The sequence below is a fragment of the Mucispirillum schaedleri ASF457 genome, from assembly GCF_000487995.2.
GTDB lineage: Bacteria > Chrysiogenota > Deferribacteres > Deferribacterales > Mucispirillaceae > Mucispirillum > Mucispirillum schaedleri.
In genome coordinates this window covers 1,035,292-1,048,706 of the sequence record NZ_CP097562.1, presented here as the reverse complement: position 1 = coordinate 1,048,706, position 13,415 = coordinate 1,035,292, and the positions used below count along the sequence as shown (strand labels likewise).

Below are 13,415 nucleotides of genomic sequence, written 5' to 3'. Positions count from 1 at the left end.
GTATTTGTTTTTATAATCTATACTGTCTTACCGCCGTAAATCTCATAAAGTATTTTTTCGCTGTTTCATTCTTTATGTTCCAATTATATAATCATTTTCAATTTTTTCTTTCAGCCACTTTTTTTGATACCTCACTTCTCAGTCGGAAAAAAGTGTACTTGCAAAAAATGCTCGCATTGCTGCTGTATTATATATTCACTCTATATAAAATTTTCATAGCCTGTCTGTTTTTGGGCTGTATTTGTATAGTTGCCGCCTTTTATTGCATTTGGTGGAAACACTGCATTTTCATTCATATTTTCTTTTGACTTATTTTCTGACTGTAAACCTTTATAAATATTATCATAAAATGTTATAAGGGTTTCTATATCCCCTTTCATACGGGACATAATTATATTTTTTGCATCTCTATATGCCATATTTTCAAAAGCATTTCTTGCCGCAGTTTCTACCTTTTCATACATTGAGCCGTATTTTTCATGCAGACTTTTTTCAAACTGCATAATTTTTATTTCCTGCTCTTTTGCTTTTAATACCTGCTGTTTAAAGTATTCAAAATATTCCCTGTGAATTATATTTTCCATATTAAAATTTTCACCAGTATATTTTTCCACATGATGAGCTGCCTGCTCATTAATATACTTAATATCTTCAAGGCTTAAGCCATCAATATAAGAAACAGAAGGTATCTGCACCTGCATATTTCCTGCTGCATTCTGATTTGACTGCTCCTGCTCTTTTCTTTTTGCATAAAGCATTTCAAAAAGAGATAAAATCTCTTCTGGAATCTCTAATTCATCAATATTTCCAGTTTTATATTTATCTAACAGTTCCTGTATATTTATATTTTGACTGTTTGTTTCTTTATCTTTCATATTTTCACTCATTTTTTTATTCCTTATTTACTGATTTATTTATCATCATTTTTTTTGCATCTTCTCCGTGAGATATATCACGCTTTATATCATCATTTATTTTCTTTATTATATAAGCCATACCATGCAGTTTTCTTATATTTTCACCCTTTTCCAGTGACAGTAATATTTCTTTTTCATAAGTTTTTAAAAGCGGTAAAATATATTCAGCTGCATAATATGCTTTTTCGCCTTTTGATATGCGGCTTTTAAGCAGATTATCCATTTTCTGCCTGCTCTCTAAGTTTTTCTAAACCTATAAGATAATTTTCTGTATCCTTTAACCCGCTTTCTTCTAATATTTTTGCCATTAGGTTTCTTATACGCATATTATCTGTTAAATTCCTAGGCTCTCCTATTTCTATCATCATAGCAAGTGCATTATTTAATGCTCTGCGTCTTGTATCTTCCCATCCGCTTGATAAGGACTGTGATATATTTAAATCAAAATCTATATCTTTTATATCCTGCGGATTTATTTCTATTACATCATTTAAAAGGCGGACAACCTGCACATTATCTATAAACCTTTGGTTTTGATATACTAAAAATCTGTATGCTTCCTTTAAACTTTCAGCAAAATTTAAAACAACAGTCTGCACCTGTGAAGCAGCTGATTCATATTTTATAACTGCTTCTGTTGCTGTCTGAGTTTCAACTGACTGTTTCAAGCCATGTTTCATTTCGCTGACCCCTGTTATCTTTTGGTTTTCCTTATCAAAATATTCCACTAAGGAAAATGTATTTGCACTTATTACTTCAAAAGGCTCTGGAGCAAATATATTATTAATATCTGCACTGTCCCGCACTGCAACATACTGCTCGCTTGTTACCATCTGCGATGGATTTAGCAAATCATCTACTTTATAAAAAATCTTCCTGTTATTATTCCGCCTTGTATTTTCTAATATTTCCCTTATTAGTGCAGTTTTAATTATCTGAGTATTTTCTGCCAGCTCTGCAAGCCCCCTGCCTGCAATGCTGTCCATTGATAAAAAAGGTGCAAACACAAAAAACGGATACATTGAATAAGTGTTTTCTTCTATAGATAATATCTGACTGCCGCAGTAAGTTATAACTACATTTTCTAGTAAACCATCATTATCAATATCTATCCTGCCCCAGTATTCATTAAGCATATACAGCTTTCTTGCCTTATTTTTATCACTGGAAGAAATATAGTGTGGTTTATTTAGAACATCATCATCTTCATAAGTAAAAACATTATCTTTTATCTTTGATATATTTTTATACACCCCATCTTTCTGCCTGCGGATTAAATAATCATAATTTACAAGTTTCCTGTGTATTACATAATCTGCCTCCTGTAAAGATAAGGCACTTGCATCAAATAAAAATTCATTATAAGGCAGCACTTCAAAAACTGGCTGATTTTTACTGACATATGATGCTTTATACTGGACCCTGTATTTTTCTATGCCATTTATATACACAGGGCTTGATTTTACCTGAAAACCTGCATTAATTAATGACTGCATTTTTTCTTTTGGCACTATTTCATCAATTTCTTTTTCACTATACTCTTTTATCCATAAGATTTTTAAAGCTGCACAGCCTGTTATAAGTGCATTTGTTATAAGCCTTGTAAATATAGTATGATATGGATTTTGTGCTGTTATCTGATAGTTTAATAAAGCCTGCATTTTTGCTGCCTTTTCTTCATCTTCTCCACTTCTTGCCGTTACTTCCACAGGGTTTGAAGAAAAAAGCAGCTTGTTTATATCAGGCATTAATGCTCTTATTGTTACTAACACATCACGGCTTATAAATGAGCTTTCAGGCATTCTGTATTTTTTTGTATCTATCTTTTCGCCATTATAAAGCTCATAATATTTTTTAAATCTTGGCTTTAAATGCTGGTTATAGTAACTTAAAGCCTGCTCTTTATCCTTTTTTATAATCTCTAAAATATCTTTATCTTCTAACTTTACTTTCATAATATTATACCTTTAATTACACAGTGTTTAAAAAATTTATAATGTAAATAAAAGATTATAATAAAGATTCTTCGCTTTGCTCAGAATAGACATTAGTTTTATAATACTAAGTAATTTATATATTGAACTATGTCATACTGAGCCTTACAGGCGAAGTATCTAATTTCTTAATACTGCAGCTAAATTTAAACTGCCTAAAACATATCCTTTATTTATCTTAGCATAACTGAAGGCAGCTGCCTTTTATCTGCACGAACACTGCCTGCAAATGTTAAAGCAAGAGCATCAGCACAGTCTGGGCTTGCAAGCCCCCGTTTTTTCATATCCTGCTTTTTTTCTAAAAGAATTTGAGCATTATCTCCCCTGAAATAATATTCTGGACCTGCTAAATCTTCTTTTAAATCACTGTCATGCGGAATATCTGCCATTTTAAGCCAGTCTGCCATAGAGCACCACATTTCAGCCCGTTTATTAATATATTTATCCTTTCTTTCTGGTCTGCCTGCAAAATCTATTCCAGTAACATTATAGCCCATCCATTTAAGCCTGTCATATACTCCTGCTCCTACTCCGCCCATATCTATAAACACACCATCAGGTTTAAAATCATTTATCTCCCTTATTAGTGCATCAGATACTTCCAGCGTATCAAGTGATGAGTATTTTTTTAAATCATAAAGCTTTAAGCCCTGACGCCTTGCTATTACTGTTTTATCCTCGCCAAATCTTGCTACATCTACCCCTAATATTCTTGGTGCATGAATATATATGCTTTCTTCTAAATTTCTCATCACAGCAGCTGTTATATCATCCCGCTTGATAAGAGAAGCACTGCCGCCAGATGGAAATTCACCAAGCACACGCACTTTTATAAAGTCGCTTTCTAATCCGTAATCTTCCACCCATTTATTTATCTGCCTTTTATCTGTAATAGGCACTGTGCGGCTGTCTACCTTTTTAGTAATCCATCTGTGCCTAAACCTGCCAAAACATTCATAAAACCTGCCGTCACTTCTTGTTGGGTTGCCAAAGCATACAAAAAATATCTGTGTGTCTTTATCTGTTAAAGCTCCTTCTGCCACTTCCCATATACATGATGGTATGGCTGATGCTTCATCAAATATTATTAATATTCTGCCGCCCTGATTATGCAGACCTGCAAAGGCTTCAGGTCTGTGTTCACTCCATGGTATTGCATCTATTCGCCATGTTTTTTCATACCTTGCATCCCTTGAAAATATAGCAGTTTTGCTTACTTCAAACATATTTTCCACAATAGAAAGCCTGTGCCATTTTGCAAGCTCTGCCCATGTTTTGCTTTTCAACTGATGCTCTGTATTTGCAGTTATTACTCCCTTTGTGTTTGGTTTTGTTGATAGTGCCCATAAAGTAAGCCATGAAACAAGAGCACTTTTGCCTATTCCATGACCTGATGATACTGCTATCTGCACAGCTTCACTTAGGTTTATTATTCCATCCCGTAAATTTATCAGCACATCTTTCTGCCAGTCTAGTATGCTGTGATTTTTAAGCTCATCTTTACCCCATGGAAATGCTGCCTGCACAAATAAAAGCGGATCGCTTTCTGTGCGGGCTAAAATATATGCTAAATCGTGTGCAGTATTTGATAAAGCATATTTTTTACTCATTAGTCTCTGCCTCATCTATAAGTTTTTTTGCATTCTGCATAAGCTCTGCCATATCATCTTTGCCAGCAGTTATTTTGTCACTGTAACCAAAGCTGCATTTTAAGTTAAAAATTACACCAGTTGTTGCATAACTTTTATCTGTAAGCATTTCAATAGCCTGACTTTCAATTTTCAGCTTTATGCGGTTAATAACTGGTGCAAACTCTTCATCTTTTTCAAGCTCTAAAAACTCGCTTTTATCTGCAAAGCCCATAAAGTATGATATACCTGCTATAGAGCATGGCTTATTAAGCTCTTCCTGCTCTGCAAAATAATTTTCTGCCATTTTTTCTAAATCTTTATGTGTTCTATATTTTTTCTTCATTATATTTCCTTAAAATATTTTTTGTCTTTATTGTTCTGTATGGCTAATATATACAAGAAAAAATACTTATATGTCCGTTATGTCCGAAAAAGAAAAGGAAATGAAAAATATTAATTTAAAAATCAGCTCATAAAAATTAAGCGGAAAAGATAATAAAATAATTTTTGAGATAAATGCTTTAATGGATAAAATAAATAAACTTTTTAGGATAATATCTTAATAATGGATAAATATGTTATAAAAATTAGTGTAATATAGTATATTTTTACTTGATAATATACTTATTAAAATATATAATAATTGCGATTATAATATATTATGGATAGTATTTATTACGGTGAATTATTTTGATTAAAAAATTACTAATATTACTTTGTTTTATTGTTATGCCGTTATATGCTGCTGCTTTTGACAAGCCATCCTTTATAGACAGCTACTCTGGTATTGAGTTTAAAAAACTTAATAACAAAACCTATTTAGCTGTTTATGAAGTAACTCAAGAGCAGTGGTATAAAGTGATGAATACAGCTCCATTTTATTTTAATAAAGGCGGTTCTTATCCTGTGGAATCTGTTTCTATTGGTGATATTCAGAAATTTTTAAATACATTAAATTCTGCTACTCAGTCTAATTACAGGCTTCCAACAGTTGCTGAATGGAAAGAAGCAGTTGGAGAAATAAAAATTAATAGAGATGATGTATGCTCTTATGCAAATTTTTATGATATTTCATCTAATACAGTAAACCGATTTGGCAATGCTTATTTTGAATGTGATGATAGATTTCCTAACACTGCACCTGTCGGCTCATTTGCAGCAAACAGCAAAGGCTACTATGATTTATTTGGCAATGTAAAAGAATGGCTTTGCAATTCAGAAAATGATAGAACTAATACATGTGCTAATCTGCTTGGTGCTGCAAACCTTGCTGTTGCTGGCGGCGGATTTAGCGACGGTCCTAAAGAAATGAGAAAAGTTATAAAAGATGAAAGAACTTCTTTAAGATATGCAGGGCTTGGTTTCAGACTTGCTGTTGATACCGCATCTATAAACCCTAATGCCGTTAGTGATAATATTAATAGACCAAATGTATTAGCACCAGTTACAACAGTGCCTGTTGTGCCTGGTGAAGAAAACACTCAAAACACTCCACCAGCTTCTGCATTAGATAACCAAAGAAATGATGTTACAAATAACCCATCACAAAATAATCAGGATGAGCCGCTGCCTGAAAGAAAGTTTAAGTTTCTTCCATTTTTAAGAGATTAAAAATAATTGTATAATAATAAGTTTATGTAACTAATTGTAATAGATTCTTCGCTTCGCTCAGAATAGACATTGTGCAGCGATAACTCTGTGAACAATAAAACTATTACAATCATGTCATTTTGAGCCTGATTTTTACAGGCGAAAAATCTAAATTATATATATTACATAAGCGTATAATATTTTTAAATTATCTTTTTTATTAGATACTTTGCCTTATCAGGCTCATGACGAGCCGTCTTTAGTAAGCGATAGCCGAACTTGTTTCGGCAGAGTGTGGTTTAAAAAATACAAGGATGTATTTTTTAATAAAGGATAAATTAAGATACTTTGCCTTATTAGGCTCATGATGAGCCGTCTTTAGTAAGCGATAGCCGAACTTGTTTCGGCAGAGTGTGGTTTAAAAAATACAAGGATGTATTTTTTAATAAAGGATAAATTAAGATACTTCGCCTTATTAGGCTCATGACGAGCCGTCTTTAGTAAGCGATAGCCGAACTTGTTTCGGCAGAGTATGGTTTAAAAAATACAAGGATGTATTTTTTAATAAAGGATAAATTAAGATACTTCGCCTTTGGATCAGTATGACATATAAGCAGGCTCAGTATATACTTTATCTGTTAATATAATATATTTCTTCACTATTTTCTTTAAGACTTAATTTTTCAGGAAGATTATAAAGTATATATGTAGATGAGTTGTCGTGCCATTCTGCATTATTCTCTTTTAGCAGTAATAGTGCATATATTCTGTCTGGAAGAAAAATATCTGCCGATTTATTATCATCAGAAAAAACAATAAATGCTTTTAAATCATTTGGATTATTTGAGCCTGTTTTATTCAACTGCACTGCTTCTTCATATATTTTTATACATTTAGCTTTTGCATAGCTGAAAGTGTAGCCGCCACTGTTGTTGCAGCCATGTTCGTCTATTTTGCTGAAAACTGATGATTTAGTAAAAAGTAAAACAGCAGCAAGTGAAAGAGCAATAAGTATAAGAAACCCAAGCATAACACCATTAAATGTGCTGTATGCTTTTTTCCCATCCATTATTCAATATCCGTCATAAGTTCGTTTACAGCTATCTGCACAGCAAACGGAAGCCTGCTTAAAGATAAATTAAATGCTTCCAGCTCTTTTTTCATATTTTTTTCAAGCAGATACCCAGTAACATAAGCAGGTGATAAGTCACTGATTATTTTAAATACCGCACCTATAGACATCCAGTAGTGCACTGCATCAGGAAGTGGAGATGTTTCCAGTGTGCTTGGCGAAATAGTTATAGCCTTATCATAGTTTGCATTAATAAGCAGGTTATCAAAGTCTATAATAATATCACTGTATATTTCTTTTGAGCTGCCTTTAAGCAAAATATAGTTTTTAGCAGGGGAATATGGAGTAGTTTTTTCAAACCCTTCTATATCAACAATATAATCAGACTGCTCTGCACTATATATAAGCAGTTTTATGCAGTCATTATAAGTAGAAAATCTATATCCGTTTAAAAATATGCGGTAATTCATGAAACTGCTCCCTGACTGCATAATAATTTACATGCTAAACATCCATTGCACATTGTATTATCTATTGATATATCATTAGATGATGTATATATGGCAGGACATAAAGTTTTTTCAAATACACTGCATGGAGCATTATTTTTAATACATGAACATTTATGAAGTTTAATTTTAACTTTTGAATATTTTTTAATATTGTTGCAGCTGTATGGATAAAGAGTATTTTTTATTTTATTCAGTTTTTTAGGATGCCTGATAGATGAAAAACCATCTATTTTTGCAACACCGCTGTCATTTAAAAGAATAACTCTTCCCCTTTTGCTGATAATGTTATTATAGTGAGATTTATATGAAGATGCTTTACCAATAAAAAGAGTAGATGAGCGGACTTCACTAGATATAATACCCATATACCCGTCTATTGTAAGATAATTAAGCTCAGGAAAAGTCTCTAATACACCTTTGCATGTAATATCTGTAAATATAATAGTATCTTTTTCTACTCCACGAGCAAAAATATTTACAAAAGGGCAGCCCGGACATAAAAGATTATTAATCTGCGGATATATTTTATCTTCTCGTTCTTTAAAATCAAATTCTGTGCTGTAGTTATTAAAGAAAAACTGTTCTAGTAAATCTTTTTCACTACTATATGCATAAATATCATTACTAAGTATTTTAAAAACATCAGGTTTGATTTCCGGCACAAAATATTCTGGAAAACAGCCTTTATGCTGTAAAGAAATAAGTGTAATATCATCAGTTAAATTTGCTGGAAGCACTTGCATAAGATTATTATTTACTGCATTATAAGTTTCTTTTAGCTCTTCTTTAGAAATAGACTGTTTAAAAGTAGAAGCATTAATGTATGGAGAAATCCTGCCTAAGTCATTATTAGCACGCTCAAAATCTGTATAATTATTTGCAGCATTATGAGTAATAACAACAGTAACAGGTATTTTATGTTCAACAGAAAGTTTTACTGCAAGTGTAAGTCTTGCTGAAATATCTTCTGCATTTTTAATAATAATGACTGGTGTACTTATGTATTTTGGCAGAGTTTGTGTAATGAAAAGACATTCTGCTCGCAAAGGCCTTGTTACTTCAAAAAATGGAAGCTCTGTAAAAAAACCTAAAGATTTACTGCCTATCACTGCAGAAGAATACAGGAAATCTATTGCATCATTACCATCAGCATAATTTTTTGATGTTTCAATGCCAAATTTGTTACAACTGTCGCTGTATATAGCGGTAAAATTGTATCGTTCTAAAATGTTTTGAATTATTTCTTTACTGTTTCTAATATTCATACAGAAATATTTATAATATGATATAAAATAATTTTCAATCTATTTTTTGCAAAAATTTAAAAAAAATTAAAATATATATTATACAGATATTTTCTGTTGTAAAAATTATAAAAAAATCTATGATATTTCATTGATTTATTTAAAAATATGGTTTATAAAAATAATCTTAATATGAATTATGAAACTGGAGATATAATATGTCATCTCTTATGAATAATTATGGCAGATTTAAAATATCATTTGCTTACGGACTTGGTGCAAAACTTTATACAGCAGATAATGAAGAATACCTTGATTTTGCTTCAGGGATTTCTGTAACAAATTTGGGTCATAATTTTAAGCCATTAACTGATGCAGTATGTTCTCAGGCTGCAAAGGTTATGCATACATCTAATCTTTATGAAATACCGTTACAGGAAGAGTTAGCAGATTTAATTTCTAAAAATAGTTTTAATGGTAAAGTATTTTTCTGTAATTCGGGAGCTGAAGCAAATGAGGCAGCAATAAAACTTGCCCGCCTTTATGGCAATACTATACATCATGGAAAAAAATATAAAATTATATCAATGTATAACTCTTTTCATGGCAGAACTTATGCCACAATGGGTGCTACAGCTCAGGAAAAAATTCAAAAAGGCTCATACCCTATGCCTGGATATAATCAGTATATACCATTTAATAATATTGAAGCTTTTAAAAATGCAGTATCTTTAAATGATACTGCTGCAATAATATTAGAGCTTTTTCAAGGGGAAGGCGGTGTTATTCCAGTTGATATAGAGTTTTTAAAAGAAGTTCGCAGAATATGTGACGAAAAAGATATATTAATGATAGTTGATGAAGTGCAGACAGGCTACGGCAGAACAGGTGAATTATTTGCATATAAGCTTTTTGGAGTGGTGCCTGATATTATGACACTTTCAAAATCTATTGCAGGTGGTGTTCCTATGGGGGCAGTTGTATCAGTTGAAAAAGCTGCATCTCTTTTTACTGGCGGCACTCACGGCTCAACTTTTGGCGGCAATCCACTTGCATGTGCTGCTGGTATTGCAGTAATTAAAGAGATGACAAAAGAGGGCTTTTTACAGTCAGTAAAAGAAAAAGGTGCATTATTAAAAGATTATTTATATAAAAATCTGTCTGATACATGCTTAGTTAAAGGGGAAGGTCTTTTAATAGGTGTTAAAACTCCATATTCACCAAAAGATGTGGCAGAAGCATGTTTAGAAAATCATCTTTTAGTTGTTACTGCTGGTAATAATTCTGTGCGTCTTTATCCGCCATTAAATATCAGCAGTGAAGATTTATTAAAAGGTGCAGAAATATTTGTATCTACTATTAAGGAATTAGGTAAATAATTATGACAAAACCACGCCATTTTTTAACACTGATAGACAGAAGCCCAAAAGAACTGCAAACATTAATAGACAATGCCATAAGGCTTAAAGATGAACGAAGAAAAGGCATAAAACACAGGGAATTAGAAGGCAAAACTCTTGCTATGATATTTGAAAAATCATCTACAAGAACACGCATAAGTTTTGAAACAGCTATGAATGAACTTGGCGGCTATCCTATGTTTTTAAGCAGTAAAGATATACAGTTAGGCAGGGGTGAAACTATAAAAGATACTGCCAGAGTTATGAGCAGGTATGTTCATGGCATTATGATTAGAACATTTGGTCATGAAAGAGTGGGAGAATTAGCAGAATATTCTTCTGTGCCAGTGATTAATGCTTTAACAGACAGTTTTCACCCATGTCAGATAATGGCTGATATGATGACTATGCAGGAAAAATTTGGTAAAATAAATGGCTTAAAAGTTGCATATATTGGTGATGGCAACAATATGGCTCATTCATGGATAAATGGTGCTTGTCAGATGGGCTTTCATATTGCCATAGCTTCGCCAAAAGGCTATCAGGTAAATTATGATATAGTGGAAAATGCAAAGAGATATGCTGAAAAAAATGGCGGCACAATTACATTAACCCATGACCCAAAAGAAGCAGCAGAAAATGCTAATGTTATATATACTGATGTATGGGCAAGTATGGGGCAGGAAGAAGAAAGTGCAAAACGCATACAAGATTTTAAGGGGTATCAGGTTGATAAATCAATTATGGCATTAGCTGATAAAGATGCAGTATTTATGCACTGCCTGCCTGCTCACCGTGGGGAAGAAGTAAGCGAAGAAGTTCTTGAAAGCAAAGCATCTGTTATTTTTGATGAGGCAGAAAACAGATTACATGTTCAAAAAGCTATATTAATAGACTGTATTGGAGGAATATAAATGGCAAAAGAAAAAGTATTACTTGCATATTCAGGTGGTTTAGATACATCTGTAATTTTAAAATGGCTTACATTAAAAGGCTATGAAGTAGTTGCTTATGTAGCAAATGTTGGTCAGGATTCTGACTGGGATAATATTAAAGAGAAAGCTTATAAATCAGGTGCATGCGAAGTTATTATTGATGATTTAAGGGAAGAGTTTGTTAAAGATTTTGTTTTTCCTGCTGTATCATTTAATGCATTATATGAAGGCAGATACTATTTAGGCACTTCTCTTGCAAGACCTGTTATTGCAAAAGGTATGGTAGAAGCTGCAAGAAAAACTGGCTGTTCTTATTTTGCACATGGTGCAACAGGCAAAGGCAATGACCAGGTCCGTTTTGAATTAACTGCTGCTGCTCTTGCTCCAGATTTAAAAGTTATCGCTCCTTGGAGAGATGAAGAATTTTTTACAGTAATTAAAGGTAGAAAAGAAGCTATGGAATTTGCTGCAAAATATGATATTCCTGTTAAAGCTACTGTTTCTAAACCTTGGTCAAGTGATGATAATGCATTACATATTTCATTTGAAGCAGGTATATTAGAAGACCCTGCAGTATGTCCGCCAGATGATATGTTTGAATACAGCAAAAGTCCAAAAGCTGCTCCTGATAAAGCAGAAGTTATTGAGATTGAATTTGATAAAGGTATAGCAGTTAAATTAAATGGTGAAACATTAAGCCCATATAATATGCTTATAGCTTTAAATAAATTAGGTGGCGAAAATGGTATAGGCAGGGTAGATATGGTGGAAAGCCGTTATGTTGGTATGAAATCAAGGGGTGTATATGAGACACCGGGTGCAGCTATTATTATGGCAGCACACAGAGATTTAGAAGGCTTAACTCTTGATGGCAGTGTTTTAAACTTAAAAGAAACTTTAATGCCAAGATTTGCTGCACTTGTATACAACGGCTACTGGTTCTCTCATGAAATGGACTGTATGCGAGCTATGCTTGATAAATCGCAGGAATATGTTACTGGTAAAGTAAAACTTGAACTATATAAAGGTAATGTCACATGTATTGGCAGAAGCTCTGATTACTCTCTTTATAATATGGCTGTTGCATCTATGGAAGATGACGGTGGTGCATATAACCAAAGTGATGCAACAGGGTTTATCAGACTGCACTCTCTGCCATTAAAAATGCATGCTTCCCGAAAAAAATAAGGAGAATATATGTATTTTCAAGATGTAATAATGAATCTTCATCGCTACTGGGCAGACCAGGGGTGTATAGTATACCAGCCTTATGATAATGAAGTAGGTGCAGGAACTTTCAACCCTGCTACATTTTTAATGTGTTTAGGTCCAGAACCATGGAAAGCATGTTATGTAGAGCCCAGCAGACGCCCAACAGATGGCAGATATGGTGAAAATCCAAACAGACTGCAGCACTATTACCAGTTTCAAGTGCTTTTAAAACCATCACCTGATAATATTCAAGAGCTTTATTTAAAAAGTCTTGAAGCTCTTGGCATTAATATTTTAGACCATGATATAAGGTTTGTAGAAGATGACTGGGAATCTCCAACATTAGGTGCATGGGGTTTAGGCTGGGAAGTATGGCTTGATGGTATGGAAATCACTCAGTTTACTTATTTTCAGCAGGCAGGTGGTATTGATTTAAAACCAGTTTCCGGTGAAATTACATATGGTTTAGAGCGTATTACAATGTATTTGCAGCAGGCAGAATCTGTATATGATATTAAATGGAATGATAAACTTACTTATGGTGATGTTTACCACCAAAATGAAGTGCAGTTTTCCAGATTTAATTTTGAAGCAGCTGATGTGCCTGCGCTTTTTAATCTTTTTGAGATTTATGAAAAAGAGTGTGTAAGGATTGCAGAAATGGGGCTTCCGCTTCCTGCTTATGATTACTGTTTAAAATGCAGCCATACTTTTAATCTGCTTGATGCAAGAAGTGCTATTTCTGTTACAGAAAGAACAAGCTATATTGCACGAGTAAGAGCACTTGCAAAAATATGTGCTGAAAAATTTGTGGAAACAAGAAAGTCTTTGGGGTATCCGCTGCTAAATAAATAAGCTGTAATAGAATAATCCTGCTTAATATTTTACAGCAGGATTTTTTAAAAAAT

Annotated in this window: 13 protein-coding genes; 5 read left to right on the top strand and 8 right to left on the bottom strand. The window is 33.0% G+C overall.

Going from position 1 to position 13,415, the window contains the following annotated elements:
- Window positions 1-200: 200 nt before the first annotated feature.
- From N508_RS04920 to N508_RS04900, 5 genes are all read right to left on the bottom strand, one after another.
- On the bottom strand, window positions 201-887 hold the full coding sequence (locus tag N508_RS04920; protein ID WP_023275290.1) for a hypothetical protein: 687 nt from the start codon (window positions 885-887) through the stop codon (window positions 201-203).
- 4 nt (window positions 888-891) lie between these two features.
- Window positions 892-1,140 carry a hypothetical protein gene (locus N508_RS04915; RefSeq protein WP_023275289.1) on the bottom strand — a complete coding sequence of 83 codons (249 nt, stop codon included), beginning with the start codon at window positions 1,138-1,140 and terminating at the stop codon, window positions 892-894.
- Window positions 1,133-2,872, bottom strand: a complete 1,740-nt coding sequence (locus N508_RS04910) for a portal protein (protein WP_023275288.1) — start codon at window positions 2,870-2,872, stop codon at window positions 1,133-1,135. The genes N508_RS04915 and N508_RS04910 overlap by 8 nt, the downstream gene beginning before the upstream one ends.
- Before the next feature lie 212 nt (window positions 2,873-3,084).
- The gene (locus N508_RS04905; RefSeq protein ID WP_023275287.1) at window positions 3,085-4,521 is read right to left on the bottom strand and encodes a hypothetical protein; all 1,437 of its coding nucleotides are present in this window, start codon (window positions 4,519-4,521) and stop codon (window positions 3,085-3,087) included.
- Window positions 4,514-4,885 carry a terminase small subunit gene (locus N508_RS04900; protein WP_023275286.1) on the bottom strand — a complete coding sequence of 124 codons (372 nt, stop codon included), beginning with the start codon at window positions 4,883-4,885 and terminating at the stop codon, window positions 4,514-4,516. The genes N508_RS04905 and N508_RS04900 overlap by 8 nt, the downstream gene beginning before the upstream one ends.
- A 347-nt stretch (window positions 4,886-5,232) precedes the next feature.
- Here N508_RS04900 and N508_RS04895 point away from each other — a divergent pair, with 347 nt between their 5' ends.
- A complete protein-coding gene (locus N508_RS04895; protein WP_040636516.1) occupies window positions 5,233-6,153 on the top strand; it encodes a formylglycine-generating enzyme family protein in 921 nt (306 codons plus the stop codon).
- A gap of 610 nt (window positions 6,154-6,763) precedes the next feature.
- On the opposite strand, the gene N508_RS04890 is transcribed toward N508_RS04895, so the two are convergent.
- Genes N508_RS04890 through N508_RS04880 form a run of 3 tightly spaced genes read right to left on the bottom strand, consistent with a single transcriptional unit; the run spans window position 6,764 to window position 8,981 of the window.
- Window positions 6,764-7,201 carry a hypothetical protein gene (locus N508_RS04890; protein WP_023275284.1) on the bottom strand — a complete coding sequence of 146 codons (438 nt, stop codon included), beginning with the start codon at window positions 7,199-7,201 and terminating at the stop codon, window positions 6,764-6,766.
- Window positions 7,201-7,674 carry a hypothetical protein gene (locus N508_RS04885; RefSeq protein WP_023275283.1) on the bottom strand — a complete coding sequence of 158 codons (474 nt, stop codon included), beginning with the start codon at window positions 7,672-7,674 and terminating at the stop codon, window positions 7,201-7,203. Before N508_RS04885 ends, N508_RS04890 begins: the two co-directional genes overlap by 1 nt.
- Window positions 7,671-8,981 (bottom strand): hypothetical protein, encoded by a 1,311-nt coding sequence (locus N508_RS04880; RefSeq protein WP_023275282.1) that lies wholly within the window; start codon window positions 8,979-8,981, stop codon window positions 7,671-7,673. Before N508_RS04880 ends, N508_RS04885 begins: the two co-directional genes overlap by 4 nt.
- A gap of 197 nt (window positions 8,982-9,178) precedes the next feature.
- Here N508_RS04880 and N508_RS04875 point away from each other — a divergent pair, with 197 nt between their 5' ends.
- Genes N508_RS04875 through N508_RS04860 form a run of 4 tightly spaced genes read left to right on the top strand, consistent with a single transcriptional unit; the run spans window position 9,179 to window position 13,362 of the window.
- A complete protein-coding gene (locus tag N508_RS04875; RefSeq protein WP_023275281.1) occupies window positions 9,179-10,339 on the top strand; it encodes an aspartate aminotransferase family protein in 1,161 nt (386 codons plus the stop codon).
- Window positions 10,340-10,341: 2 nt separating this feature from the next.
- Window positions 10,342-11,274: an ornithine carbamoyltransferase gene (gene argF / locus N508_RS04870; RefSeq protein WP_023275280.1), complete on the top strand. Its 933-nt coding sequence runs from the start codon at window positions 10,342-10,344 to the stop codon at window positions 11,272-11,274.
- Complete coding sequence (locus N508_RS04865; RefSeq protein WP_023275279.1) at window positions 11,275-12,483, top strand: argininosuccinate synthase; 1,209 nt, start codon at window positions 11,275-11,277, stop codon at window positions 12,481-12,483.
- Between the two features lie 9 nt (window positions 12,484-12,492).
- A complete protein-coding gene (locus N508_RS04860) occupies window positions 12,493-13,362 on the top strand; it encodes a glycine--tRNA ligase subunit alpha (protein ID WP_023275278.1) in 870 nt (289 codons plus the stop codon).
- The last annotated feature ends 53 nt before the right edge of the window (window positions 13,363-13,415 follow it).

Excerpts from the sequence above, each read along its gene's own strand:
- N508_RS04875 (WP_023275281.1), top strand. The coding sequence starts at position 9,179 with ATGTCATCTCTTATGAATAATTATGGCAGATTTAAAATATCATTTGCT.
- N508_RS04915 (WP_023275289.1), bottom strand. The coding sequence starts at position 1,140 with ATGGATAATCTGCTTAAAAGCCGCATATCAAAAGGCGAAAAAGCATAT.
- N508_RS04860 (WP_023275278.1), top strand. The coding sequence starts at position 12,493 with ATGTATTTTCAAGATGTAATAATGAATCTTCATCGCTACTGGGCAGAC.
- N508_RS04885 (WP_023275283.1), bottom strand. The coding sequence starts at position 7,674 with ATGAATTACCGCATATTTTTAAACGGATATAGATTTTCTACTTATAAT.
- N508_RS04900 (WP_023275286.1), bottom strand. The coding sequence starts at position 4,885 with ATGAAGAAAAAATATAGAACACATAAAGATTTAGAAAAAATGGCAGAA.
- argF (WP_023275280.1), top strand. The coding sequence starts at position 10,342 with ATGACAAAACCACGCCATTTTTTAACACTGATAGACAGAAGCCCAAAA.
- N508_RS04880 (WP_023275282.1), bottom strand. The coding sequence starts at position 8,981 with ATGAATATTAGAAACAGTAAAGAAATAATTCAAAACATTTTAGAACGA.
- N508_RS04910 (WP_023275288.1), bottom strand. The coding sequence starts at position 2,872 with ATGAAAGTAAAGTTAGAAGATAAAGATATTTTAGAGATTATAAAAAAG.
- N508_RS04865 (WP_023275279.1), top strand. The coding sequence starts at position 11,275 with ATGGCAAAAGAAAAAGTATTACTTGCATATTCAGGTGGTTTAGATACA.
- N508_RS04920 (WP_023275290.1), bottom strand. The coding sequence starts at position 887 with ATGAGTGAAAATATGAAAGATAAAGAAACAAACAGTCAAAATATAAAT.
- N508_RS04905 (WP_023275287.1), bottom strand. The coding sequence starts at position 4,521 with ATGAGTAAAAAATATGCTTTATCAAATACTGCACACGATTTAGCATAT.
- N508_RS04890 (WP_023275284.1), bottom strand. The coding sequence starts at position 7,201 with ATGGATGGGAAAAAAGCATACAGCACATTTAATGGTGTTATGCTTGGG.